Origin of the sequence: Flavobacterium sp., from assembly GCF_027482425.1 — a bacterium.
Classification (GTDB): domain Bacteria; phylum Bacteroidota; class Bacteroidia; order Flavobacteriales; family Flavobacteriaceae; genus Flavobacterium.
This window is the reverse complement of record NZ_JAIXWA010000072.1, coordinates 103,522-130,287: the sequence shown is the minus strand read 5'-3', so window position 1 is coordinate 130,287 and position 26,766 is coordinate 103,522. Positions and strand designations below refer to the sequence as shown.

The 26,766-nt window shown below is 41.4% G+C and carries 24 protein-coding genes; 9 read left to right on the top strand and 15 right to left on the bottom strand.

Annotation, left to right across the window (positions count from 1 at the left end; genetic code table 11):
- Positions 1-353 precede the first annotated feature (353 nt).
- Entirely contained in the window at positions 354-1,577 is a 1,224-nt protein-coding gene (gene hflX / locus Q0037_RS10600) for a GTPase HflX (protein WP_297518082.1), read from the top strand.
- 35 nt (positions 1,578-1,612) lie between these two features.
- Here the strand turns inward: hflX and Q0037_RS10595 are convergent, their stop codons facing one another.
- The 6 genes from Q0037_RS10595 to Q0037_RS10570 all read right to left on the bottom strand — a co-directional run bounded on the left by Q0037_RS10595 (position 1,613) and on the right by Q0037_RS10570 (position 5,514).
- Entirely contained in the window at positions 1,613-2,494 is an 882-nt protein-coding gene (locus tag Q0037_RS10595; RefSeq protein WP_297518079.1) for a DUF3078 domain-containing protein, read from the bottom strand.
- 76 nt (positions 2,495-2,570) lie between these two features.
- Positions 2,571-3,086, bottom strand: coding sequence for a DUF2480 family protein (locus Q0037_RS10590; protein ID WP_297518076.1), 516 nt, complete (start codon positions 3,084-3,086; stop codon positions 2,571-2,573).
- 7 nt (positions 3,087-3,093) lie between these two features.
- Positions 3,094-3,417, bottom strand: coding sequence for an SUF system Fe-S cluster assembly protein (locus Q0037_RS10585; RefSeq protein ID WP_073360164.1), 324 nt, complete (start codon positions 3,415-3,417; stop codon positions 3,094-3,096).
- Between the two features lie 10 nt (positions 3,418-3,427).
- Positions 3,428-3,853: a SufE family protein gene (locus tag Q0037_RS10580; RefSeq protein ID WP_297518072.1), complete on the bottom strand. Its 426-nt coding sequence runs from the start codon at positions 3,851-3,853 to the stop codon at positions 3,428-3,430.
- Positions 3,854-3,859: 6 nt separating this feature from the next.
- A complete protein-coding gene (locus tag Q0037_RS10575) occupies positions 3,860-4,288 on the bottom strand; it encodes a hypothetical protein (protein ID WP_297518070.1) in 429 nt (142 codons plus the stop codon).
- A gap of 11 nt (positions 4,289-4,299) precedes the next feature.
- The gene (locus tag Q0037_RS10570; protein WP_297518067.1) at positions 4,300-5,514 is read right to left on the bottom strand and encodes an aminotransferase class V-fold PLP-dependent enzyme; all 1,215 of its coding nucleotides are present in this window, start codon (positions 5,512-5,514) and stop codon (positions 4,300-4,302) included.
- A 156-nt stretch (positions 5,515-5,670) separates the two neighbouring features.
- Here Q0037_RS10570 and Q0037_RS10565 point away from each other — a divergent pair, with 156 nt between their 5' ends.
- Positions 5,671-7,020, top strand: coding sequence for a serine hydrolase (locus Q0037_RS10565; RefSeq protein WP_297518065.1), 1,350 nt, complete (start codon positions 5,671-5,673; stop codon positions 7,018-7,020).
- A gap of 44 nt (positions 7,021-7,064) precedes the next feature.
- Here the strand turns inward: Q0037_RS10565 and sufD are convergent, their stop codons facing one another.
- From sufD to Q0037_RS10545, 4 genes are all read right to left on the bottom strand, one after another.
- Positions 7,065-8,381 (bottom strand): Fe-S cluster assembly protein SufD, encoded by a 1,317-nt coding sequence (sufD, locus tag Q0037_RS10560; protein ID WP_297518062.1) that lies wholly within the window; start codon positions 8,379-8,381, stop codon positions 7,065-7,067.
- Between the two features lie 69 nt (positions 8,382-8,450).
- The gene (gene sufC / locus Q0037_RS10555; protein ID WP_297518059.1) at positions 8,451-9,200 is read right to left on the bottom strand and encodes a Fe-S cluster assembly ATPase SufC; all 750 of its coding nucleotides are present in this window, start codon (positions 9,198-9,200) and stop codon (positions 8,451-8,453) included.
- A gap of 140 nt (positions 9,201-9,340) precedes the next feature.
- Positions 9,341-10,789 (bottom strand): Fe-S cluster assembly protein SufB, encoded by a 1,449-nt coding sequence (gene sufB / locus Q0037_RS10550; protein ID WP_297518056.1) that lies wholly within the window; start codon positions 10,787-10,789, stop codon positions 9,341-9,343.
- Between the two features lie 49 nt (positions 10,790-10,838).
- Complete coding sequence (locus Q0037_RS10545; protein WP_297518053.1) at positions 10,839-11,168, bottom strand: iron-sulfur cluster assembly accessory protein; 330 nt, start codon at positions 11,166-11,168, stop codon at positions 10,839-10,841.
- Between the two features lie 169 nt (positions 11,169-11,337).
- Here Q0037_RS10545 and Q0037_RS10540 point away from each other — a divergent pair, with 169 nt between their 5' ends.
- From Q0037_RS10540 to Q0037_RS10530, 3 genes are all read left to right on the top strand, one after another.
- Entirely contained in the window at positions 11,338-12,201 is an 864-nt protein-coding gene (locus Q0037_RS10540) for an MBL fold metallo-hydrolase (RefSeq protein ID WP_297518050.1), read from the top strand.
- A 51-nt stretch (positions 12,202-12,252) separates the two neighbouring features.
- Positions 12,253-13,896 carry a S8 family peptidase gene (locus Q0037_RS10535; protein WP_297518047.1) on the top strand — a complete coding sequence of 548 codons (1,644 nt, stop codon included), beginning with the start codon at positions 12,253-12,255 and terminating at the stop codon, positions 13,894-13,896.
- A 151-nt stretch (positions 13,897-14,047) separates the two neighbouring features.
- Complete coding sequence (locus Q0037_RS10530; RefSeq protein WP_297518044.1) at positions 14,048-15,913, top strand: M1 family metallopeptidase; 1,866 nt, start codon at positions 14,048-14,050, stop codon at positions 15,911-15,913.
- Between the two features lie 102 nt (positions 15,914-16,015).
- On the opposite strand, the gene Q0037_RS10525 is transcribed toward Q0037_RS10530, so the two are convergent.
- On the bottom strand, positions 16,016-17,698 hold the full coding sequence (locus Q0037_RS10525; protein WP_297518041.1) for a tail fiber domain-containing protein: 1,683 nt from the start codon (positions 17,696-17,698) through the stop codon (positions 16,016-16,018).
- 579 nt (positions 17,699-18,277) lie between these two features.
- On the opposite strand from Q0037_RS10525, the gene Q0037_RS10520 reads away from it, so the two are divergent.
- Genes Q0037_RS10520 through Q0037_RS10505 form a run of 4 tightly spaced genes read left to right on the top strand, consistent with a single transcriptional unit; the run spans position 18,278 to position 21,535 of the window.
- The gene (locus Q0037_RS10520) at positions 18,278-18,691 is read left to right on the top strand and encodes a hypothetical protein (RefSeq protein ID WP_297518038.1); all 414 of its coding nucleotides are present in this window, start codon (positions 18,278-18,280) and stop codon (positions 18,689-18,691) included.
- Between the two features lie 3 nt (positions 18,692-18,694).
- Positions 18,695-19,099 carry a ribonuclease P protein component gene (gene rnpA, locus Q0037_RS10515; protein WP_297518035.1) on the top strand — a complete coding sequence of 135 codons (405 nt, stop codon included), beginning with the start codon at positions 18,695-18,697 and terminating at the stop codon, positions 19,097-19,099.
- Positions 19,092-20,720: a S41 family peptidase gene (locus Q0037_RS10510; protein WP_297518093.1), complete on the top strand. Its 1,629-nt coding sequence runs from the start codon at positions 19,092-19,094 to the stop codon at positions 20,718-20,720. The genes rnpA and Q0037_RS10510 overlap by 8 nt, the downstream gene beginning before the upstream one ends.
- Positions 20,717-21,535: an OmpA family protein gene (locus tag Q0037_RS10505; RefSeq protein WP_367274092.1), complete on the top strand. Its 819-nt coding sequence runs from the start codon at positions 20,717-20,719 to the stop codon at positions 21,533-21,535. The genes Q0037_RS10510 and Q0037_RS10505 overlap by 4 nt, the downstream gene beginning before the upstream one ends.
- Here the strand turns inward: Q0037_RS10505 and Q0037_RS10500 are convergent.
- From Q0037_RS10500 to pgk, 4 genes are all read right to left on the bottom strand, one after another.
- Positions 21,532-21,978 (bottom strand): GNAT family N-acetyltransferase, encoded by a 447-nt coding sequence (locus Q0037_RS10500; protein ID WP_297518033.1) that lies wholly within the window; start codon positions 21,976-21,978, stop codon positions 21,532-21,534. The two genes, Q0037_RS10505 and Q0037_RS10500, sit on opposite strands and share 4 nt — an antisense overlap.
- Before the next feature lies 1 nt (position 21,979).
- The gene (locus Q0037_RS10495; RefSeq protein WP_297518030.1) at positions 21,980-22,960 is read right to left on the bottom strand and encodes a DUF4837 family protein; all 981 of its coding nucleotides are present in this window, start codon (positions 22,958-22,960) and stop codon (positions 21,980-21,982) included.
- A gap of 39 nt (positions 22,961-22,999) precedes the next feature.
- Positions 23,000-25,315: a LysM peptidoglycan-binding domain-containing protein gene (locus tag Q0037_RS10490; protein ID WP_297518028.1), complete on the bottom strand. Its 2,316-nt coding sequence runs from the start codon at positions 25,313-25,315 to the stop codon at positions 23,000-23,002.
- Positions 25,316-25,414: 99 nt separating this feature from the next.
- Entirely contained in the window at positions 25,415-26,602 is a 1,188-nt protein-coding gene (gene pgk, locus Q0037_RS10485; RefSeq protein WP_297518025.1) for a phosphoglycerate kinase, read from the bottom strand.
- Positions 26,603-26,766: the final 164 nt, after the last annotated feature.

The following is a 26,766-nucleotide window of genomic DNA, read 5'->3' as shown; positions in this document are numbered from 1 at the left end:
TCAAAAACAGCCCACTGGTTACCCGTGGCTCCCGTTCCCAAAGTCCAAGGCGATGGATTTGTAGCTACGTCCGGACCGGTCGTATTCTCAAATCCCTCAACCCCTGGGGTCGGAAATTGGGCAAACCCAAAAAAAGTACACAGTAAAGCAAGAACGAAAGTAATTTTCTTCATTTACAATGGAGATTAAGTTAATTAAAGTATAGTGTTCGAATGATTTAATCTCCAAATTTAAAAAAAAATCTGAATCTCAGCGGAAAAACTCAATTTTAAGACATATTCGATGGGTTTGATTGGGTATTTGAAAAAAAAAGTAAACATTATTGCCTATTTTTGTAGTCTGTTTTTGAAGTTATGCTGGAAAAGGAAAAAATAAATTTTGAAAGGACGGTACTAGTTGGTATCGTTACACAATTTCAAAATGAAGATAAATTAAAAGAATATTTGGATGAATTAGCGTTTCTAACCTATACGGCAGGTGGCGAGGTTGTTAAGCGGTTTTGGCAAAAACTTGATCGACCCAATCCAAAGACCTTTTTGGGAACAGGAAAAATGGATGAAATTCATTTATTTGTTAAAGAAAATGCAATTTCTACCGTCATTTTTGACGACGAACTATCTCCTTCCCAACAAAAAAATATTTCCAAAATACTCGATTGTAAGGTCTTGGACCGAACTAACCTCATCCTGGATATTTTTGCGCAAAGGGCGGAGACATCGTATGCGCGAACCCAAGTTGAACTAGCACAATGCCAATACCTACTCCCTCGTCTTTCGGGTATGTGGACGCACTTGGAACGTCAAAAAGGAGGAATTGGTTTGAGAGGCCCGGGGGAAACCGAGATTGAAACCGACCGTCGAATTGTAAGGGACCGAATCGCTTTGTTAAAAGATAAAATTCGCACCATTGACAAACAAATGGCGGTGCAACGAAGCAACCGCGGCGCTATGGTTCGTGTTGCCTTAGTCGGATACACCAATGTAGGGAAATCAACCTTAATGAATGCTGTAGGGAAAAGTGATGTTTTTGTTGAAAATAAACTTTTTGCCACCCTTGACACTACTGTTCGAAAAGTTGTAGTGAAGAACTTGCCCTTTTTACTCTCCGATACCGTAGGTTTTATTCGAAAACTCCCTACACAACTGATCGAATCCTTCAAAAGTACGTTAGACGAAGTTAGAGAAGCCGATCTTCTCTTGCATGTTGTCGATATTTCGCATCCTGATTTTGAAGAACATATTGAATCGGTGAATCAAATTTTATCTGACATAAAAAGTAGCGACAAACCTACCTTGATGATTTTTAATAAAATTGACGCCTACCAACACGATGTAATTGCCGAAGACGATTTAACCACCGAACGAACCCGAAAACATTATACCTTGGAGGAATGGAAGCAAACGTGGATGAGTCATTTGGGAGAAGATCACACCATTTTTATTTCTGCTACTGAGAAAGCCAATTTTGAAGAGTTTAGAGAAAAGGTGTATGAAGCGGTTCGGAAAATTCACATCACCCGTTTTCCCTATAACAAATTCTTATATCCCGACTACAAAGACGCTGTTGAAAATGATTAACTTCGACTAAGTATTAAAAGTTGATTATCAGTGGTTTAAAAATTGTAATTCACCCCTAAACCAATTATTTGTCGCGTTTGAAATCCTGCAAAGGCATTGTCGTCATAGATGGTTTGAAAAGCGAATGTAGTCGTTAAATACTTATTTACTTTCATATTGACATTTAACGTGTAATCCAAGTCCACATTTTGAGCATCTTCATTGTAATTGGAGTATAGGTTTAAAATGTTTTCCATAGTTACATTTTCCATCAATAAACATTTGTAATACCCACTTACTGCGGCACCAAACTCATACCGAACTGTTTCGCCTTGTAAAACCCCAAAAGAACCACTTGTTCGGGTAAAATCGGCATCAACAAGCACTACTTTTGAGGTCGCAGGAGCAACGTTTATTTTAAAACTATCACTGCGTTTCCACAAAACCCCAGGGCCAAATTGTAAGAAAACGGGAGAAAGTAATTTGGAGGTTTTTATTCCTTTTTCAAATCCTGCATCAAATTGAGACCGAAAATTGAAAAACATCGAATAGTACCAAACCTCAGTAAATTTTTTTCCTAACAGCGAATTGAATTGTACGCGGTCATCCGTTTTTTGAAGTTCTTGCTTTTTAATCTTAGTAATACCATATCCAGCGGTCAATTTATTATCCCAGTTCCAAGTATCACTTTTGTAATTAAAATCGTAGCTTAACGAAATATTTCCTGAGAAACTGGTTTGTCCCCCAGCCAACCAATTATTAAAAATAGCTTGGTTTGCTATAAATGTGGCCAACCCTTTACGCGACCATCCATTGGGTTTTTCTTGGGTGATGTTTTTGACGACTTCTTCAGTTTTCTTCAAAAGTTCTTTCTCGCTCAATTGGGCTTGAACAAGACTCACACTGCATATGGCAAGGAAAATTAACTGTTTTTTCACGGAATTTCGGGTTATAAATTCGGCGCAAAAATAGCGATACTTCTGTGATTTCCAAATTGAAAATAACGAGAGACTTCTACAATTTTGTAGTGCTTTTTTTAAATAGAGGAACTGCCGAACAAGCTTCACCATACATGATGCTTTTAGCTACTTTTTGCAGTTTTTGAATCGCAGCCACATAAGCACTTTCAGGCACAGGTTTTTTGGAACAACCTTTTAATATCACGGGCTTATCGGCGTAAGAGGAATAATCCAATTGCTCTAAAATATACTGGTAATAGTGGTCATCCAAGGTTTCTGGTGAACCCAATACAACCCAATACGCTTCCGAAGCGAGATGGGAACTCACCAAAATTGGTGCCCATGCGGGCAAAATAGCGTCGGTACTACAATAAACTGCGCATAGGTGTTCGTGGTATTGTGTCCAATCGTAGTTCTTTAGCGCCTCTCGAAAGTCTTTTTCTTTCAACAAAAATCCTTCCTCAAGCCATTGTGCGATGTCTACACTTGACTTGACTTGTTTTGGATAGTAATCCTCCAAGTCAAAAACCATCAAAGCCGACTGGGCTACGCGATTTACAATTTCGTCCATGGCGTAGTTACAGCATTCCTAGTTCTAACTTGGCTTCTTCACTCATCAAATCCTTGCTCCAAGGCGGATCAAAGGTAATCTCGACCTCACAGGATTTCACATGCTCAATTTTTCTGATTTTTTCTTCCACCTCAGCGGGTAAGGTTTCCGCTACAGGACAATTGGGTGATGTCAACGTCATGAGTACTTTTACTTCATGATCTTCATTAATCATGACATCGTAAATTAATCCTAATTCATAAATATCCACAGGAATCTCAGGGTCATAAATGCCTTTCAGCACTTTGACTACATTTTCACCTAAATTGATGGTGTCGTTAAATTCTTCCATAAAACTATCGTTAGTTTATATTTTTTGATTGAAATGCCAACGCGTACATCTTGATTTGTTTGATCATCGATACCAAACCGTTAGCCCGTGTAGGCGATAAATGTTCTTTTAGTCCAATTTCATCCACAAAAGTGGTGTCGGTTTCTAAGATCACCTTTGGTTCTTGCCCAGAAAACACGCGAATTAACAACGCAATGATTCCTTTGGTTAAAATGGCATCGCTATCGGCTGTAAACCAAATTTTTCCTCCCTCTTCCTCTGCATGAACCCATACTTTCGATTGACAGCCTTTGATAATATTATCCTCGGTTTTGTATTGGGCAGCGATGATCGGTAACGATTTCCCTAATTCAATAATGTATTCATAGCGCTGCATCCAGTCGTCAAACATGGAGAACTCATCTACAATTGCTTCTTGTATTTCTTGCGTTGTCATAAACGTTTATTCTTTGATTAAGGCCAACAAAGAGGTGATCAACGGTTGTATCTCTACAGGAGGTGTTCCGTGATCAAAATCTTTGGTACGGTAGGTGTTGCCTTTGTATTCTATGGTCAAATTGGCAATAGCAGCCCCATCGTAGAAGCGGGCTTGCGTAGGGTCGGCATAGGTGCTCAATTGCTCCAAAGAAATCGTCTTAAACTGACGCACTAAGGCATCCCATTCTGAGTCAGAAAGAGTGGAAGCCGTAATTGTCCCGTCATTACCACGGCCATTTTCATAGGTTAATTCTTTATTTTCCAAGACAATCACTTTGTGTATGCCGCGACTGTGTGCCGTGTACGTAAGTTTGGCCGAAGCCAAATCAGCGTTGCTTTGGGTACAACCTTTCCCCATCAAAAGGGTAAATAAAACGAGAACTAGTGCTTTCATAAACGAAACTTTTAAGATAACATCATCACGGCCTTGTGCAGTGCTTCTACAAAAGTATCAATTTCTTGTTTGGTATTGTAAAAAGCAAAACTAGCGCGAACCGTTCCGGGAATTCCGAAGAAATCCATGACGGGTTGGGCACAATGGTGTCCGGTGCGCACCGCTATGCCTAACTTATCGACAATCGTGCCAATATCATAGGGGTGAATGGTACCTACGTTAAATGAGATTACTGAGGTTTTATGGGCAGCGGTACCATAAATTCGCAATCCCTCTATTTGTTGCAACTTTTGAGTCGCGTATTCCAACAATTCGTGTTCGTAGGTTGCGATAGCCTCAAAACCAATTTCGTTCAAATAATCAATGGCCGTTCCCAATACAATACCTCCAGCAATATTGGGTGTTCCGGCTTCAAATTTATGCGGTAAATCGGCATAGGTAGTCTTTTCAAAACTCACGGTGGCAATCATTTCCCCACCACCTTGATACGGTGGCAACTTATTCAACCATGCTTCTTTGCCATACAAAATTCCAGTTCCCGTTGGACCACATACTTTATGTCCCGAAAAAACATAAAAATCGCAGTTCATAGCCTGTACATCCGGTTTTAAGTGTGGGGTGGCTTGTGCGCCATCAATTAGTACGGCAGCGCCAACTTCATGCGCTTTTTGAATAATATATTCTACCGGATTAATCGTACCTAACGCATTGGAAATATGATTAACGGTTACGATTTTAGTTTTCTCCGACAATAAAGCCTCGTATTCCGATAGAATTAATTCCCCTTTTTCATTCATGGGGATGACTTTCAACACGGCTCCTGTACGTTCGCACAACATTTGCCAAGGGACTATATTGCTGTGGTGCTCCATCGCCGAGACTAAAATCTCGTCATGGGGTTGTAATAAAGTTGCAAATCCATTCGCTATCGCATTGATGCCATGGGTTGTGCCCGAGGTAAATATAATTTCATGCGCGTGTTTGGCATTCAAATGACGCTGAATCTTGCCGCGGGATTCTTCGTATGCATCGGTGGCGAGCTGACTCAAGGTGTGCACACCACGATGAATATTAGCATTAATTTCGCTATAATACTTCGTGATGGCATCGAGCACTACTTGGGGCTTTTGGGCCGTAGCGCCGTTATCAAAATAGACCAACGGTTTGCCATTCACTTGCTGTGTTAAAATGGGAAAATCCGCGCGAATTTTGTGTAGGTCTAGCATTTTATTTAGAATTTTTCTAAATACAAAGATATTAAAACTTTCGCCTTTCTACAGGCATTTCGGTCAATTAACTTTTCCTTATCACTTGTCCATTTTACGCTGTTTTTTGAATCTAATTTTTCTGTACTTTAGAACATCTAAAACCAAGCTATTCCCATGAAAAAATTCCTGAAATACGTTGCTATACTCCTCACGCTTCTTGTCCTTATTTTTTATCTTACCGTATACCCAAAACTGGATTTAATCTCAGGATTTTCAGCCAAAAGTGTTGCCTCGGGAACATTCATCGACAACCGTTCGTTGGAGGTAATTGAATCGGGCGATAATGATATCTCGTTGGTGGATTTGGCCCGAAATTCGGTCAATAAAACGGAACAATTTGCCCTTTCCAGTGTCTATGGAATCAAAGAACGCAAAGCCATTTACCGTCCTGGACTGGGTGCCACTTTGATTGATGATGATTTTGATGTTTCGCAACCCTATCTAGTACCGCGGCGAACGCTAAAACCCAATACATCGCTTCCGTATCCTTTTGGAGCGGGAGCGCCCAAAGACAGTGCGTTTGCTACTATCGACTATGCCTTACTAAAAAAGACAGTGGCCCAAGCGTTTGATGCCAAGGGTGAAAAAAATAAACGTACTCGTGCGGTAGTTGTATTGTACAAAGGCCACTTGGTTTATGAACACTACGCCGACGGGTTTACCAAAGATTCGAGGTTACTAGGATGGTCAATGACGAAGAGTTTAACCGGAACCTATTTCGGAATTCTTCAGTACCAAGGAAAAATCGACGTTCGCAAACCCGCACCCATCGCGGCATGGCAAAACGATGAACGCAAAAAGATTACCCTTCACAACTTGTTGCAAATGAATTCGGGTTTGGAATGGGAAGAACAGTACGACAAAATTTGTGATGCCACGCAAATGCTTTTCCAAGCGCGCGATATGCCAGCGGTACAACGCGACAAACCCTTGGTGGGAAAACCCAATGCGAGTTGGAACTACTCCTCGGGGACGACCAACTTATTGAGTGGTATTTTACGGCAACAGTTTAAATCGCACCAAGAGTATCTCGACTTTTGGTATACCAGTTTGTTGGATAAAATTGGCATGCATTCGGCCCTTGTAGAAACCGATATGGCGGGCAACTTTGTGGGGTCGTCCTACGGTTGGGCCACCCCTAGAGATTGGGCTCGATTTGGTCAGTTGTACTTGCAAAAAGGGTTGTGGAATGGAGCGCGTATCTTTGCTGAAGATTGGGCAAACTATGTCGCCACGCCCACCCCAACCTCGGAGGGACGTTATGGCGCACAATTTTGGTTGAATGCAGGGGGTAAATTTCCCGATGTTCCGCGCGATATGTTTTACTGCAGCGGGTATCAAGGGCAAATGGTAGCCATTTTCCCCAGCCATGATTTGGTCGTGGTGCGCATGGGATTAAAAGAAGATCCCGGCTTTGATTTTAATGGTTTGTTGCGTGGGATTGTGAAGAGTATCAAAAAATAACGCAGGTCGTTCAACCTGCGTCTTTCGTATATCAAAAAGAATTTTTACAAATCAAATCCCAAATTCACACCCAATTTCTGAGCAATGATTTTAGTGATACGCTGTTTCAATTCGGGGATTTTGATACTTTCAATCACCTCATTGGAAAAAGCATACATCAATAAGGCCTTGGCTTCTTTTTTGGGAATACCGCGTTGTTGCATATAAAACATGGCGCTTTCGTCCAATTGACCAATCGTACAGCCGTGGGAACATTTGACATCATCGGCAAAAATTTCCAATTGAGGCTTGGCATTAATCACCGCTTTTTCACTCAACAAGATGTTGTTGTTTTGCTGAAAAGCATCGGTTTTTTGCGCTTCTTTTTCCACAAAAATCTTTCCGTTGAAAACTCCGGTTGCGCTGTCATTGACAATGCATTTGTAGTTTTGATGGCTTTCGCAGTTGGGTTGCGCGTGGTGTACCAAGGTGTAATGATCCACATGTTGTTTTCCACCGATAATGGTAATTCCTTTTAAGGTAGAGTCAATGCGTTCGCCTTGGTGGTAGAAATTCAAATTGTTGCGTGTCACATTACCTCCAAAAGAGAAGGTATGCACCGAAACGTGACTTTCTTGTTTTTGAGCGATATAGGTGTTGTCAATCAAATTGGCTGACCCCAAATCGTTTTGAATTTTATAATAATCTACAATAGCGCGTTTTTGAGCAAATACCTCTGTTACGGCATTGGTCAATACAGGATTTTCATTCAAACTTTGATGGCGCTCAATGATTTGCACATGGGCATTTTCGCCCACCACAATCAAATTACGCGGTTGAACCATCAAGGCGTTTTCTTGGCCTGTAGAGAAGTAAATGATTTCGATAGGTTTGTCGACCACCTTACTCTTGGGGACATTGATGTAGGCCCCTTCCGCTGCAAAGGCCGTGTTTAGGGAGGTTAAGGTTTCGTCTTTGTTGGCGATTTGATTGAAATAAGTATCCATCACCATTTTGTACTTAGGCTTGGTAAAGGCGGACGACATCAAACAAACATCCAGTCCTTCATGCGTGGTTTGCGATAAAAACGAGCTGTATTTTCCATCGATAAAAATGACTTTATACGTGTCAATTTCATGCAAAAAATACTTCTTGACGTCTTTAAACTCAATAGCCGAATCATGCTTTGGAAACACGGTAAAATCATGCTTCAACACGGTATTCAACGAGGTATATTTCCAGGCCTCTTCCTTTTTGGAAGGAAACCCTTTTTGTTCAAAATTCTTAATCGCCGAAGTGCGCACATCGTACAAATCGGAATTCACATCGATTTGCCCTTCAAAGGCCATGAATGAGGAAATAAGCTTTTCTTTCAATTCCATTGTGTAAAGTTTCAAGTTTAAGGTTACAGTCAGCTTACTGATTACTGCGACTGCGACTGCGACTGCTTACTAATTCATCTCACTCTTAATCCAATCGTACCCTTTTTCTTCCAAAGCCAAGGCAAGATCAGCGCCACCGGTTTTCACGATTTTACCGTCCATCAAGACGTGCACATAATCGGGGATGATATAATCCAAAAGACGTTGGTAGTGGGTAATTACCAAAACGGCATTGTTTTCGTTTTTCAACTTGTTCACGCCGTTGGCTACGATACGCAAGGCGTCAATATCCAACCCTGAATCGGTCTCATCGAGAATGGCCAATTTGGGTTCCAGCATCGCCATTTGAAAGATCTCGTTACGTTTTTTCTCACCTCCAGAAAACCCTTCGTTTAAGGAACGGGATAAGAATTTACGATCCATCTCCAACAACTCCGATTTCTCACGGATTTTCTTCAACATTTCATTGGCAGGCATTTCCTCTTCTCCATTGGCTTTGCGCTTTTCATTGATGGCGGTTTTGATAAAATTGGTCACCGAAACCCCTGGAATTTCAACCGGATATTGAAACGATAAAAACACCCCTTTGTGTGCGCGTTCTTCAGGAGCCAATTCAGAAATATCTTCCCCATCCAAAATAATTTCCCCTTCCGAAACTTCATAATTTTCATTGCCAGCAATGATGGAAGACAACGTGCTCTTACCGGCACCATTTGGCCCCATAATCGCGTGTACTTCTCCCGCTTTAATTTCTAAATTAATGCCTTTTAAGATGTCTTTATCTTCTACTGAAGCATGTAAATTTTTTATACGTAACATTTTTTTAAGTTTCAGGTTTAAAGTTTAAAGTTTCAGGTTAGCTAAGTGCACTCTTGAAACTTTTATTTAAATAGTGTGTTTTTTTATATGATTTTCGTCAACTAGAATCATTTAGAATTTAAATTTCAAAATGTCTAAAACTATCCTACGCTTCCCTCCAACGAAATCTCCAACAATTTCTGGGCTTCAACCGCAAATTCCATTGGTAATTTGTTTAAGACTTCTTTACTGAATCCGTTCACGATTAATGCAATCGCCTTTTCCGTGGGAATCCCGCGTTGGTTGCAATAGAATACTTGATCTTCACCAATTTTAGACGTGGTGGCTTCGTGCTCAATTCGAGCCGTCACGTTTTTACTTTCGATATACGGAAAAGTATGCGCCCCACATTGGTTCCCCATCAACAACGAGTCACATTGCGAGAAATTACGCGCATTTTCGGCACGCGCACCAATTTGAACTAATCCTCGGTAACTATTCTGTGATTTCCCCGCAGAGATTCCCTTGGAGATAATGGTCGAACGAGTATTTTTCCCTAAATGAATCATCTTCGTTCCCGTGTCGGCTTGTTGGAAGTTGTTGGTAACCGCAATGGAGTAAAATTCTCCGATTGAATTATCGCCTTTCAACACACAACTTGGATACTTCCAGGTAACTGCCGAACCGGTTTCTACCTGCGTCCACGAAATTTTAGCATTGGTTTCGCACAACCCACGTTTGGTCACAAAGTTGTACACACCGCCTTTTCCTTCTTTATTTCCGGGATACCAGTTTTGAACGGTTGAATATTTGATTTCGGCATTATCCAACGCGATTAATTCGACCACTGCCGCATGCAATTGATTTTCATCGCGACTCGGTGCGGTACACCCTTCTAGGTACGACACATAACTGCCTTCGTCTGCAATCACCAACGTGCGCTCAAACTGTCCTGTTCCTCCTTGATTGATGCGGAAATAGGTAGACAATTCCATCGGACACCGAACGCCTTTGGGAATATAACAAAAACTGCCATCAGAGAACACGGCCGAGTTCAAAGCCGCATAAAAGTTGTCTTTCTGGGGTACAACCGAACCGATGTATTTTTGAACCAATTCGGGATGCTCTTGAATGGCTTCCGAGATGGAACAGAAGATAATTCCTTTTTCTGCCAAGGTCTTTTTGAACGTAGTGGCCACCGAAACGGAGTCCATCACAATGTCTACGGCTACTCCTGCCAATTTCTTTTGTTCGTCTAACGAGATTCCCAACTTTTTGAAGGTATCCAACAACTCGGGATCCACCTCGTCAAGGGAAGCGTATTTGTCCTTTTTCTTGGGCGCCGAATAATAGGAAATCGCTTGAAAATCGGGTTTTTCGTAATGTACATTAGCCCATTCGGGTTCAACCATTTCGCACCAAGCTCGGAAGGCTTCCAAACGCCACTCGGTCATCCACTCGGGTTCACCTTTCTTTTTTGAAATCGCGCGCACAATGTCTTCGTTCAATCCGGCTGGGAAAGTCTCACTTTCGATATCAGTGTAAAAGCCGTATTCGTATTCTTTATTCTCGAGTTCGACTTTTAAATCGTCTTCGGTATATTTTGCCATGGTTTTGATTTAAAAATTATTGCAATGCAACATAATTAGCTTGCGCTTTTTAGAGCGAAAAACTCTCCCCACATCCACACGTGCGACTCGCATTGGGATTATTAAAAACAAAGCCTTTTCCATTCAAACCGCCTGAATATTCTAAAACAGTTCCCGCTAAATACAAAAAGGACTTTTTCTCCACGGCGATGCGAACGTTGTTGTCCTCAAAAACTTTATCGTTTTCACCGATCGACTTATCAAATTTTAGCTCATAGGACAAACCAGAACATCCACCGCTTTTTACTCCAACACGAACATAGTCGTGAGAGGCATCAAAACCGTCGTCATGCATCATTTCGACAATTTTTTTACTGGCTGATTCGGACACTTTAATCATAGCTTATTTTAATTTTGTCTAAATTGTTGCAAAGATACACCTTAAAGCTTTTCACTCGTCGATTTAACATATTTTTTAGTCGAATTCTTATAAATAAAGTTTATCAAAAGTTACCGTTTGGATTTTGTACCTTGTCCACCCAAAATAGTGAACGTTTACAAGGATTTATATGAAGAAACTCTATGCTATTGAAGCCGGTAATTTTAAATTGGACGGTGGCGCTATGTTTGGGGTCGTTCCCAAAACCATTTGGCACAAAACCAATCCAGCAGATGCCAACAATCTCATTGATATTGCCGCGCGTTGTTTGTTGATTGAAGAGGGAAATCGATTGACCTTGATTGACACGGGTATGGGCAACAAACAGTCGGAAAAATTCTTTAGTTATTATTCCCTTTGGGGCGATCATTCGCTCGATGCTTCGTTGGCTAAACATGGCTTTCACCGCGATGATGTTACTGATGTGTTTATGACCCACTTGCATTTTGACCATTGTGGGGGAAGTGTAAACCGTAAATCGTCGGGAGAAGGCTATGAAGTTGCGTTTAAAAATGCTAAATTTTGGACCAACGAAAACCATTGGCAGTGGGCCACACAACCCAATGCACGGGAAAAAGCGTCATTTTTACACGAAAATATTATCCCGATGCAAGAGAGTGGACAATTGCATTTTATCAACCGTCCTGAAAGTGATTTTGGCTTTTCCAACGAAATGGGATTCAACATCTTCTTCGCCGACGGACATACCGAAAAGCAAATGTTGCCTCACATTCAATACGGCAATAAAACCCTTGTATTTTGTGCCGATTTGTTGGCTACAGCAGGCCATATTCCTATTCCCTATGTGATGGGTTATGATACGCGACCGCTGTTGACCTTGGATGAAAAAACAAAATTCTTGACCGATGCCGCCGACCTGGGATACTATTTGTGGTTGGAACACGATGCGCACAATCCTATTGTGACCGTGCAGCACACCGAAAAAGGCATCCGACTCGATCAGGTGTATCGTTTGGAAGATATCTTAATCTAATGTTAATCGCTAAGGCTTTTACTGCAAAAGCGAATATTTTTAAACCCAATTATGGCAAATTCCCTAGAAATGAAAATTATGTTGCACTTGAATTTTGAAAAATCAGCATGGATTGCGCTTGTTACTGCCTCCTTGCTCACCGGTTGTGGGTCGTCTAATGCGCCGTTTGTAAGCACCGATCCCGCAAAAATTGACAAAACTGTTTTAAAAACAACGCCGATTAAGGAATCCGACTTAAAACGATGGAGTCACTTGGACTTAATTAAAGACACGGTTCCGGGGATGAGTGTGGATCGCGCGTATGCCGAATTGTTGAAAAAGCGTAAAGGAACGAAAATCATCGTAGGCGTTATCGATTCGGGGGTTGATATCGATCATCCCGATTTGAAAGGCCGGATTTGGACGAATGCCAAAGAAATTCCCAACAACAATATCGATGACGACAAAAATGGATTTGTCGATGATGTCCATGGGTGGAACTTTTTGGGTGAGGCTACGGCCATGAATTTGGAGCTCACCCGTATCGTGAAAAAAGGCGATGACGGTTCAGATACGTACAAACGTGCTAAAGCTGAACTGGACCAAAAGTTGCAGGAAATGAAACAGCAAAAGCCACAAGTCGATATGATTGCGAAGGCCGATAAAGACATTCGAACCTTCTTGAAAAAAGAAACGTACACGAAAGAAGACCTCAAAGGAATAAGCACCACAGATGCCAATCTCAACCGCAGTAAAATGATTATGATGAGTATTGCGGCCCAAGCGGGTGACGAATTTCAAGAGGAAATCAAATCGTATGTGGATTATATTTATGACCAACTCAATTACAACCTCAACGTAGAATTTGACGGTCGAAAAGCGGTAGGGGATAATCCTGAAGATTTGAATGATCGCAACTACGGTAACGGGAATGTAAAAGGCCCCGATGTAGCGGATGCGTCGCACGGCACGCACGTTGCGGGAATCATTGCACAAGTGAGAGGCAACGGCATCGGCGGCGATGGTGTGATGGCTAAAAATGTTGAAATCATGGCGATTCGTGCGGTGCCCAACGGTGATGAATACGATAAAGACATTGCCTTGGCGATTCGTTATGCGGTGGATAATGGCGCCAAAGTCATCAACGGCAGTTTTGGTAAAGATTATTCTCCACACAGAGAATGGGTGTGGGATGCTATTAAATATGCCGAAAGTAAAGATGTACTTATTGTTCATGCGGCAGGAAACGACAGCAAAGACATTGATGTGGAACCGAATTTCCCCACCGATGAAGTCAACGGAAAGGAAATTGCCGACAACCTTATTACCATCGGAGCCTTAAATACCGCGACGGGTACTAAAATGGTCGCTGACTTCTCCAACTACGGTCAGAAAAATGTCGACGTTTTTGCTCCTGGGGTAAAAATCTACGCTACCTATCCCAACAACAAATACAAATACGAGCAAGGCACCTCGATGGCTTCCCCTAACGCGGCGGGCGTTGCAGCGTTAATCCGTTCGTATTACCCTTCTTTGACTGCTTCACAGGTGAAACACATTTTGATGGATTCAGGAATTGCTATTGCAACCAATGTGGGTGTTGGCGAAGAAAAAGTACAAATTCCTTTTAGCGCCACTTGCGTATCGGGCAAAATTGTAAATGCCTACAATGCGTTGCTAATGGCGGATCAAATGGTACGTGCGGCAAAAAACTAAGCGAGTATACTCCTTTACCGCTGAATAAATAGGGTATTTTCGCCACTCTTTTGGATGAAATAAAAACCCGAAAATAGCAAACATGCCACAAGTTACCCCGTAGTTTGTGGCATGATTTGTTACAAAAAATGAACCCTTGTAATTCAAGACTATGAAACCACTTTTGATTTTTGGAACCTTCTTTTGTTCCCTCTTGTGTCAGGCACAAAATGGATATTGGCAACAACATGTTGATTACAAAATGGAAGTCTCCATGGATGTTACCACCTATCGCTACACGGGAACCCAAGAACTCACTTACACCAATAATTCGCCCGACACCTTACAAACGGTATACTATCATTTGTACAACAACGCTTTTCAACCGGGAAGTGAGATGGACATGCGCATTCAACACATCAAGGATCCTGACAGCCGTATGGTCAACAAAATCAAAGAGGGCGATAAAGAAATCAAACAGAGTCGCATTGCGCAACTCAAGCCAGATGAAATAGGGTATTTGAACGTTAGCAATGTACGTCAAGCCGGAGCGCTACTCGAAACCACCATGAGCGGAACCTTACTCAAAGTACCCCTAGCCGCGCCTTTGCTTCCGGGCAAATCAACCATGCTTACGCTTAACTTTGAAGGTCAAGTTCCACTGCAAATTCGACGCTCGGGACGAAACAATCGCGAAGGGGTTGCCCTTTCGATGAGTCAGTGGTATCCTAAAATGGCCGAATTTGATTTTGAAGGCTGGCATGTGGATCCGTACATTGCCCGAGAATTTCAGGGTGTTTGGGGTAATTTTGATGTGAAAATCACCATTGACAAATCGTATATTCTCGGCGGTACAGGGTATTTGCAAAACGGAAATGAAATCGGATACAACTATCAAGATTCGGGGGTAAAAGTGACTATTCCAAAGAAGCAAAAAACGCTGACTTGGCATTTTGTGGCCCCGCAGGTTCACGATTTTACCTGGGCGGCCGACCCCGATTATGTGCATGACATAGCAAAGGGTCCGAACGGAGTCGCGCTTCATTTTTTATACAAAAACAAACCTGAAATAGCGCTCACCTGGAAGGCGGTACAACCCAAAGTGGTTACTATCATGGATTTGTTCAATTATTGGGTGGGACCTTATCCGTACAAGCAATATAGTGTTATTCAAGGCGGCGATGGTGGTATGGAATATGCCATGTGTACCTTGATTTTAGGCGAAGGCGAATTGAACGGCTTAACGGGTTTAATTGCACACGAAATGGGCCATTCTTGGTTTCAGCATATCTTGGCTACCAACGAAAGTAAACACCCTTGGATGGATGAAGGATTTACGTCGTATATCGAAGACCGTGCAATGAACACGTTATCACCGCAACCTGTGGCCAATCCGTATGCGGGAGCTTACAAAGCCTATATCAATTTGGCCAACAGCGGTAAAGAACAGCCCTTATCAACGCATGCCGACCGCTATGATGAGAACCGCAGTTACAGTATTGCTTCGTACAGCAAAGGAGAAGTGTTTTTGGCACAATTGGAATACCTTTTAGGGCGTGTGAACCTTGATAAAATCTTACGCCGTTATTACCAAGACTTCAAGTTCAAACACCCAACTCCGAACGACATTAAACGCACAGCCGAGCGGGTTTCGGGCGCGGTGTTGGATTGGTATTTGATCGATTTTACCCAAACCACCAACACGATTGACTACAGCATTGCCTCGGTGGAGGAAAAAGAGGGGGCCGCTGTCGTTAATCTAGAGCGTTTGGGCCGCATGCCGATGCCAATTGACTTGCAGGTGACCTACACCGACGGATCGAAAGAGAATTTCTATATTCCGTTGCGGATGTTGCATTATATCAAACCCAATCCCGACCCGGAATTACCGCGTAAAATTTTAACGGACTGGACTTGGGGCAATCCCCGTTATCAGTTCCGCATCGAAAAACCGTTGGCTACGATCAAAAGCATTGTCATTGACCCAATGGGATTGATGGCCGATGTGAAAGGAAATAATAACCAATACGAAAACTAATACATCGAGCGCCGCAAAGCGTTTTTATTGCCTTGCTAAATGTCATGAGACTTTAACTAGAACAATAGAACTATGGGTTATTTTAAAAAAAGAGGATCTTTATTATGGTTTTACTTGCTGTTCGAGTTTTTGTAGCCGAGTAGTTAACAACTGAATCTGTTGTTGTAATAAATCGTTTTGTTGCATTAGCAATTCATTTTTTTCATGAAGTTCTTGAACAGCTTTAACCAAGGGAACCGTAAACTCAGCATAGCGCAAACCCCACAATCCATTGGCGTCTTCGGGCTGGTCAACCCCGCTAAAATCATAACCCACTTCTCGAGCCGAATTTAGAACTTCTTGGGCTAAAAAACCACTAAATCGCATTTTTTCAATATTGTATTTCCCAGCCCAATCATCGGAAGAATTGACTTTTTGAATTTGATTGGATTGTTCAATACTATAATTATAAGTTACCGGTTTTAATTTTAAAATAAAATCCAACACCTTAACATCCTGCTGCACGTTTTGTTTCACCCGCTGATCAGAGATCGTTGTCCAGCTTACTTGACCACCTATTGACGTCATCGCGTTATTACCTATGCGTACACGATTATCTCCTCCAAAATTTAGATTCCCATTTCCCGCCAATGCAATACAATTTCTCCTTACTGAACTATCCGAACTTGCGGTATAACCCACAAGTGTATTAAAACTACCCGTTAGAATTGATGTTCCTGCAACACCTGTTTGAAAACCTATAGCCGTATTTCCAATTGCAGTGGTAGCATTTTGTAAACAAAACGTGCCAATTGCTACATTATTTGAACCTGTAGTCGTTTCGCGTAATGCATTTGATCCAAATGCGGTATTTCGACTCCCTGTAGTGTTTTTTTGTAAACTATACGATCCAAATGCTGAATGCTCGATTCCGGTCGTGTTTGAGAATAATGAATAATATCCATTAGATGTATTATTATTTCCGATGGTGTTGTTATGTAAACTATAACCTCCAGTGGCTGTATTGAAAATTCCAGTACTGTTAACAAACAACGAATAGCTCCCATTGGCTGTATTGCCATATCCGGTTGTGTTAAAATTCAAAGAATAACTTCCGGTTGCAGCATTATCATATCCGGTTGTATTCAAATTCAATGCAAAACTACCGATGGCCGTATTTTGAAAACCCGTGGTGTTGTTTTGTAAGGCAAAACTACCCGTAGCGGAATTTAAAGATCCCGTAGTATTTGAAAACAAAGAACGATAACCCGTAGCAGTGTTCCAATTTCCTGTACTATTTGCAAACAACGATTGATAACCTAATCCTGAATTATAAACTTCTGTATTGGCAAAACCTGCTTGATACCCAAAAAAAGTTTCGCCTGTAGAGGTTAAACGTCCCGATTTTTGGTCATTTATTCTAAAATTTAAAGGGACATTGTCGGTCGTTCCAATAAAATTGATATTATCATTTGTGCCAGAATTTCCAACTAAATCCCATCCAACTATTGCCGAACTTTCAGATAATAATTTTACCCAAAGAGTGCCATTCCAATAATAAAATCCGGGAGAAACTTGATTGGGGGCTATTCCACTAGTAGCCGTATTAAAAACCAGCTCCGATTGTGTAGGCGTTTCTACCACTGGAGTTACAGTATCTACTAAAGCAACTCTCGGTATCAACAAACCATCGGAGGTTGAGGTAACATCCAAGGCGCCTTGCGGTGTTGTTGTACCAATCCCTATTTGTGCATAATTGAATCCTATTCCCAAAAAAAATATTGCAATAAAATAAATTTTAGTCATTTAGTAGGTTTTAACTTTCAAAATTAAACATATCCATAAATTTATGGTTTATGAAATGGTTAATTTTATTCTATTCAGATCAGGTGGTAAACCTTTTTTAAATGTTTTATCTTTTTAAAATTGATAATACCTCGATAGTACGATTTAGGACCCGCTACCAAACGATTCCAATCGCTTAGTCTTCATCATAAAACCCGGTCATGCGCTATTTTTAAGCAGGCTTGATTCATTTTATTGGTTTAAAGTTTAAATTTTGAAGTTAACTCTGCTTCGCTTTATATAGTCACAGCGCGTCCTTTCACAGGGAAATGTAAAACCCCTTTACCATCATAAGTGTTCTTCAATATATTATGCTGAAGCAACAGTCTCCTGACTTTGGGAAAAAAAATAACAAAAACATTAAATATGAGAATTAAGTAACGAATAGAAGCAAAGATTTCTTTTTTTTAGAAACGAATGGTAATAATTATACTTTGAAAAGAGCGTTTTTAGAAAAATAAAACTATGGTCTTATCGTTTTAGTAAAGACATATTTTCTAAATTAGAATTTGTAGTTTTACACCGTATAATTTTTTCAGGATGAAATATTTACGACTTCTCTTGCTTTTAGGGCTTTTGTTGGCGGTAATGCAACCGGTTTCGGCACAGAAATACCGCTTTAAAGCCAGCAGTTTAAGTATTATGGATCGGGATAAAAAAGGGCAGTGGTCGGAATGGTCAGAATTTAAACCCGCCGATGTGGTTATTACCCTCGATGGTGATAAAGACCGGATTGTGGTGCATTCCAAAGACTTGCAATTGTACCGCATCACCGCTTATTATGATAAAATTGCCAACGATAAAGAAGAAACCCTTGGGTTTGAATGTTTAGATAATAATGGGGAAATGTGTGTGGTTTTGTTGGTAACCCGTAAAGACGAAGGGGGACGCATGCAATTTTACATCAATTACCGCGATTTAAAAATGGTGTATAACGTCTATAATTCGAAATAACTTTTGGAAACACAAAAGACGGCTAGTTATCCCAAATCGGAAAAACTCAAGCGGCAAAAACTAATTGAACGGCTTTTTACGGAGGGACAAAGCGTGGGACAATATCCGTTGCGCCTAGTGTTTCTCTCGGTGCCCGAGAATAAAGTGCCGTTGCAAATAGCCGTTTCGGTTTCTAAAAAATATTTCAAAAAAGCCGTCGATCGCAACTATTTCAAACGGGTATTGCGCGAATGTTATCGTAAACACCAACACCAAATCAAAGAACAGCTCGTGGAACCCCAAGTGATGTTGTTTTTTTACCAAACCCGCGACCGTTTGCCGTTTGCAGAAATTGAAGAAAAAACGCAACTTTTATTTGCCAAATGGGAGAAAGTCCAAAGCACCCAAAAAAATGAAAAAGATGTTTAAAAAGTATAAAAAAAGGTATGTCCTGCCCGTTGTTGCTGCCGGTATGTTGTTTGTGGGCAGCAGTTTTAAAGACGATTTTTTTGAAATTGCCAAACAGATTGAAATCTTTACTACACTGTTTAAAACGGTCAACCAAAACTATGTGGATGAGGTCAATCCCGCCGAGTTAATGGACAAAGCCATCAAAAGCATGTTGGCCGATTTGGATCCGTATACCAACTATTTCAACGAACAAGATGTGGTGAAGTTCAAAATCAACAATACCGGAGAATACACGGGTATTGGGGCAATGATTTCGCGCAAAGAAGATAAGTTAATCATCAAGGAGCCCTACAAAGGCTATCCCGCCGATAAAGCGGGACTCAAAGCGGGGGATGCTATTATTCAAATTGGCGATGTGTTGTTGGCCGACTTTAAAGACGATGCTTCGCAGTTGTTGAAAGGCGCCAAAAACACAAAAGTGGCTGTCAAATATCTGCGCCAAGGAAAAACCATGGAGACCACGATTGTATTGGATGAAGTCGAAATCAACGCCGTGCCCTACTTTGGGATGGTCGATGCCAAAACGGGTTATATCGTGTTATCGGCATTTAACCGCAAAACCACAACGGAAACCAAAGAAGCGCTGGAGAAATTGAAAGCCCAAGGCGCTGAGCGAATTATTCTAGACTTGCGCGGCAACCCCGGGGGATTGTTGAATGAAGCGGTCAATATTTGCAGTTTGTTTGTCCCCAAAGGCGAAACCATTGTGACCACCAAATCGAAAAACGAGAAATACAACGCGACCTACAAAACCACGCGGGAACCCGTAGATCTTTCCATTCCCTTGGCGATTATTGTCGATGGAAAAAGTGCCTCGGCTTCTGAAATTGTTTCGGGTGCCCTACAAGATTTGGACCGTGCGGTGGTTATTGGCAGTCGTAGTTTTGGAAAAGGATTGGTGCAACGTCCGTTGGATATGACCTATGGAACCCAAGTGAAAGTGACCATTTCACGCTATTACACGCCTTCGGGACGCTGTATTCAAGCGTTGGATTACGGTCGTAAAGACAAAGATGGGAAAGCACAAAAAGCCGAAAAATACAATGCGTTTAAAACCAAAAAGGGACGTACCGTGTATGATGGCGGGGGTATCCAACCCGATATTGAAATGGAGGAAACCAAAATGAGCACCATTGCCGAGGTTTTACAAAAAAATGATGCCATTTTCAACTATGCCACGGCGTATTATTACCGTAATCCCAACGTGGGAAATGCTATTCCTGCGCTCACAGATGCCGATTATGTCGACTTTAAAGCGTTTTTGAAAAAAGAGAAAATTAGCTTTGATACCGAAACCGAATTGGCCCTAAAAGCGACGTTGGAGAAAGCTAAAAAAGAGAAAATCGACGAATCAATCAAAGCCCAATACGATGTCTTATTTGCCGCTTTGCAAAAAAGTGAAGAAGCCTTGCTCGATAAACACCGAAAAGAAATCAAACGGTTGATTTTAGACGAATTGATTCGCCGTTACCAATACAAAGAAGGGTTGTACCAATACTATGTGAAAAACAACAGTGAAATTGCACGCGCTACCCAATTGCTCGCTAATCCTTCGGAATATCAAAAAATATTACAATGATGACTCGTTATTTAGTCTTATTGCTCTTTTTTTCTTGGGGAAAAGGATTGGCGCAAGAAGAAATTGTGCATTCGGTGTATTTTGATTTTGACAAAGCCGAGGTCAATGATAAGCAAGTAAAGGATATGGTGGCTTTTGTTAAAGGAACCGATTCGACACGCATTGAATCCATCCAAATTTTTGGGTATACCGACGATGTGGGAAAAGAAGATTACAATTTTAAACTCTCTAACAAACGTGCTGGAACGATTCAAACCAAATTGGTCGAAAACGGGATTACCAACAAGATTATTGTGACCATTGAAGGTAAAGGAAAGGTATTGATCGATGATGATATCGTAGCTAATTTACCTGAGAAACGTTCCAAAAACCGACGAGTGGACATCGTAATCAACCTACGAGAGTTGCCCAAACTCGTATTACCAGGGTATTACAATATTTTGCAAAAAAACCATGTGGTAGGCGATCACATCATTTTGGATAATATTTTGTTTGAAAAGGGAAGCAGCCGATTGACTTCGAAAGCCAAACAAGAATTGGATAAAGTGGCTTTGTTGACGTTGCGGTATAGCAATTTACAATTTGAAATTCAAGGCCATGTGTGCTGTACACCGCCCAATCAAAAAGAAGCCATTGACAAAGATACCCGCAAACGAAAACTCTCTGAAAATCGAGCCATGGCGGTATACAAATATTTGGTTTTTCGGCGCGTGCCTAAAAATCGTATGACCTTCAAAGGCTACGGAAACACCAAGCCGTTGGGCAAAGACCCTCAGTATGACCGTAGAGTGGAACTCGTGATTACCAAAATTTAGTTTTTGCGCATACGCACATGGGGAATATCGTCTTCGAGATACGGCTCGCTGATGCTTTCAAATCCGTGCGATTCATAAAATTTCTCGAGATAGCACTGGGCCGAAATCGTAATGGGTTGCGGCCCCATCAAATCATATAGCGCCGCCATAGCTGCTTTCATCAAAGCATGTCCCGCTTGAATACCCCGAAAGTCAGGATGCACCACTACACGACCAATCGAAGATTCGGTAAAATAATCGCCTGGCGCAAACAACCGCGCATAGGCCACCAACGTGTCGCCTTCGTAGCCTAAAACATGCCATGCTTTTTGATCTTTGCTGTCAATATCCAAATAGACGCAATTTTGCTCGACGACAAAGACAATAGAGCGGAGTTTTAGAGATTCATATAGTTCGTCTAAAGAAAGTTTGTTAAATCGCTTTATTTTAAATGCTAATGCCATACTACTTTTTTACAAATCGGGTGGAACGAATAATGGCCTCGAGTTCAAACATCAAGTCGCGTTTCTTTTTGGAGGGGGCATAACAAAATCCTTCGATAAACACCACGCGGTTGTTGGCCTTATCAATAAGTGCATAATTCAAAAACGGACCGCCCATAAATTCGCGCGACAACTCCCAACTTCCTCGGGTTTCAATCGCTTTTACCCCAGCTACTTCGGTTTCAAATTGGTAGGGCGTAAACGCTTTTTCGGTCATCATATACGTTCGCGGCACAGCCCCATGAATATAAATGCGGCCAATGGAATCGCGAATTTTGATGATACGACGGGTGCTGATTTTGGACGATTTGAATTTGGATAAAGGCAATTGGTAGACGATCAAACTTAAATTGCCGCTAGTAATCTCTTTTTTTAACCAAAAAAAACGTTTGCCACTCATCACCATTTTGTAGCGCGCGGGCACGTCCATGGTAATGCCAAAACGTTCTTGCAACGGCGTTAAATTTTGAAGGGTATCGTTTTTTAAGGCTTGTTGGTATACCCGAACTTCGGAGGTTTTGATGCGTTGAATGATTAGGGAATCATTTTTTTGAATGGAATCCAGCAGCTCTTGCACCGTTCGCCCGGAAATATGAACCACCATTTGCGGATTAACGTATTCATTTTCTTCTATCCGAAACTGACTCTTAGGCTCGCGTTTGATGATAATAATATTGCGGCTGTTGGAGGTAAACCCTTCCAATAATTTGACGGGATACTGATTCAACGTGAGTACCGGCTCCTCTTGGGGCAATCCCAAAAACGGAGTCGCGAGTTTGTTGCGTAGGGTGTCGCCCACTTCACCATTCCAAAGTTGGTCGTCAATTAAAACCGAAACTTGATTGGGCTTAGTGACTGTTGCAGCAACATTTTTGGATTGCTTTCCTGTACACGACACGCCTAACAAGGAAACCAAAAAACCAAAAAAAAGGGCTTTATTCATAGTGTGAAATAAAGCCCCAAAGGTAGTAAGATTTTAAATTTATCCGTTGATTTTTAACTTCATTCCGGGGCGTAAACTTTCGCCTTTGATGTTGTTCCAACGTTTGATATCGGCAATGGTTACGCCTGGGAATTTTTGAGAAATGCTGAATAACGAATCCCCTTTGCGTACATGATACAATTTCTCTTTTGATTTTGATTTTGACGATGCCACACGCGATTGCGTCTCTTCATTATTGATTTCTGTTTTCTGGACCACCAATTTCATTCCCACTTGAATACTATTATCCGCGATTCCGTTCCACGCTTTTAGCTGATCAACAGTGGTGCGGTGTTTTTTGGCAATTGCACCCAAATTATCCCCACGTGCTACAACGTACTCTTCTGTACGGAACTCTTTTTTGGGTGTTTCATCCACTGGAACTTCGGCTACTTCACCCGAAATAATGAGTTGGCTTCCCACTTTTACCGCGTTGTCTTTCAAATTATTCCACGCTTTTAAGTTATCGACAGATATATTGTTTTTCTTGGCAATACCAAAAAGATTATCGCCTTTGGCTACCACATAATAGTTCACCAATTGGGTAGAATCTTTGATCCCTGTGGTTCGCATTTTCTCGATTTTTGCCACTTTCTCTTGTACTGCAATATCTTCTGTGCGTTCGGTTACAGGAACTTTAACTTCCTTACGAACGGTAGTAACTACACGTTCATTTTTTACAATTTTCAACTGATCGCCAATGCCAATGTTGGTGCCGCGTAATTTATTCCATTTTTTAAGGTCGGCTACCGAAACGTCGTATTTGGAAGCAATTTCCCCCAAAACATCACCACTCTTCACTTTGTGGTATTTGATAACGTCTTTGTTGACTACCACTTTTTCGGTTTTGTAGGTGAGGGTATACTTAGGCTCAGCGGTGTTGTTTTGAACGGCAACGGCTTTTTGAGTGGAATCTTTCACCGCTTCGTTTTTCACATTCTTCACGATAATCTCCTCCGGCATCTTAATTTTTAAGTTTCGTCCCAAAGGTGCACGATTGCTTTTTAAATGGTTCCATCGTTTGATGTCGGTAACGGTTACGTCATATTTGGCTGCAATTTCGGTGAGATTATCGCCGCGACGCACTTTGTGGTATCGTGTTCGGGCAATAAAATCACGGTTTAAAGCAGCAATGGCGCTTGTGTCTTTGGCCCGCTGTGGTTGTAAACGTTCAAAAGGTTTCTCGCGTTTGCTTTCCTCATATTTCACATAGGCATACACTTTTTCTTCATTGGAAGTAAAGAGCGCTATTTTGTCTTTAGGCAAACGTAAGTAATGCGTTTCTCCAGTAATGGCAGGAACTTCTTTGCGTTTGTAGGAAGGATTGTAAAACGAAATTTCATTGACAGGAATATCCAACAAATCCGAAATTTGCTTAAACGTCATGTGGTGCTTAATCTGGATGGTGTCAGTAGCAAAGTGATTGGCAATTGCTTTACTTGGTGTGATGCCATGTTCTTTGTGGTATTCAAAAATATACATAGTGGCCAAAAATGCAGGAACATAGCCTTGCGTTTCTTTGGGTAAATGTTTACGAATGTTCCAATAATTTTGCTGCCCTCCCGAGCGACGGATTGCTTTAGCAACATTTCCTGGGCCTGAATTGTACGACGCCAGGACCAAATCCCAATCGCCAAAAATTTGATACATGTTTTTCATGTATTGCGATGCGGCTTTACTCGCTTTCATTGAATCACTTCGTTCGTCTACATAAGTAGTAATCGACAAGCCGTATTGCTTTCCGGTTTGGTACATAAACTGCCACAACCCTGTAGCCCCTACACGAGAAACCGCCAACGGATTTAACGCAGATTCTACAATAGCTAAGTATTTAATTTCGAGAGGAATATTGTTTTTCGCCAATTCTTCTTCAAAAATGGGGAAGTAAAATTGAGAAACGCCCATCAACCGTTCAAAGTGCTTTTTTCTGTTTTTCAAAAAAGACTTGATGATATTTTCAAGGCCAGGATTATACTCAATATTGAAGGGTGATTTTTCATCCAAACGACGAAGACGCTCTTTCAGCAACTCCGTTGGCAACTCATAATCCACCGGTTGGTCAATATCAACCGTTTTGATATCTTCCAACATGGTGTTGTATAAATCCAATGACGTTAATTCTTTCATCCACATGCTGTCGATGCAGGAAGCCATTTCGTCATGAACAAAGGTTGCTTTAATCGAATCGAGAAAGGAAACTTTAATTTCTTGTTTTACAACGCTATCTTGTTTGGCTTGAGGCGCCTGTGTTTCTTGCGCAAAAATACTGGCAGAAGCACAAAAGAAAAGCGTTGCTATTCGGTTTTTTAAAGTCATGAAATCAATTTTAATAGTGTATTTATCAACCTCTTAAGGTTTTGCAAAACTAAACCGTATAACGTTAATATTTACTTATTTATTGTTAAAATCAGGTATTTAGTCCAAAATCGCTTGAATTCCTGGAAGGGTTCTGCCCTCCAACATTTCCAACATAGCACCGCCACCAGTGGATACATAGCTCATTTTGGGTTCCAAACCAAACTGCTTCACGGCCGCCACAGAATCTCCGCCTCCCACGAGTGAGAAAGCGCCTTGAGCCGTCGATTCAGCAATAAATTCCCCCAAGGATATCGTTCCTTTTGCAAAGTTTTCCATTTCAAAAACGCCTAGGGGACCGTTCCACAATATTGTTTTGGATTGCATGATGATGGATTTAAAATTCTCCAACGACTTCGGTCCGGCGTCCAAACCTTGCCATCCTTCGGGAATTTGACGAACGTCTACAATTTGAGTTGCAGCATCATTGGCAAATGCATTGGCCGCTACCACATCAACGGGAAGATGAATGTGTACATTTTTGATTTTCGCTTGGTGTAAAATTTCGAGCGCTAAATCGAGTTTGTCCATTTCACAAATAGAATCGCCTACGTTTCCACCAAGCGCTTTGATAAAGGTGAAGGTCATCCCACCGCCTATGATCATGTGGTCGACTTTGTCTAAAATATTTTCAATAACTGTAATTTTAGAGGAAACTTTTGAACCTCCTAAGACGGCAGTTACGGGTTTTACGGATTGTTTTAATACGCGATTTAAACTCTCAATTTCTTTGGCCAACAAGCTACCGAAACATTTGGCCTCAGGAAAAAACTGCGCAATAATGGTTGTAGAAGCGTGGGCGCGGTGAGCCGTTCCGAAAGCGTCATTCACGAAAATATCGCCTAGAGAAGCCAATTCTTGAGCAAAAGCAACGTCGCCTGCTTCTTCTTCTGGGTAAAAACGTAAATTTTCCAACAATAACACTTGTCCGGGTTGAAGTTGAGCGGCCGCTTGTTGCGCAATAGCTCCACGACAATCGGAGGCAAATTGCACAGGAACACCTAATACTTTTGCTGTGGTCGCTACAATGTGTTCTAGAGAATATTTCGCTTCTTTTCCTTTAGGTCGTCCCAAATGCGACATTAAAATCACACTACCGCCATCGGCTAAAATTTTGGCAATGGTGGGTTGCGCCGCCTCGATACGATTGGTATCTGTTACGTTAAATTGTTTGTCCAAAGGAACATTAAAATCTACCCGGATTAAAGCTTTTTTTCCCTGAAAATTGAAGTCGTTAATTGTTTTCATCAGCTTATGCTACACTTAGAAATTTTGTGGCAAATATAACGAAATAAACGTGTTGGGGAAAGGACAAAAAGCATTGGTCGATTTTTTAACGCTTTTCATCGGATAAAAAGAAGGGTTACGATAGACTTAAAACCGTACTTTTTCCCGAACTTTTTTAAACATTT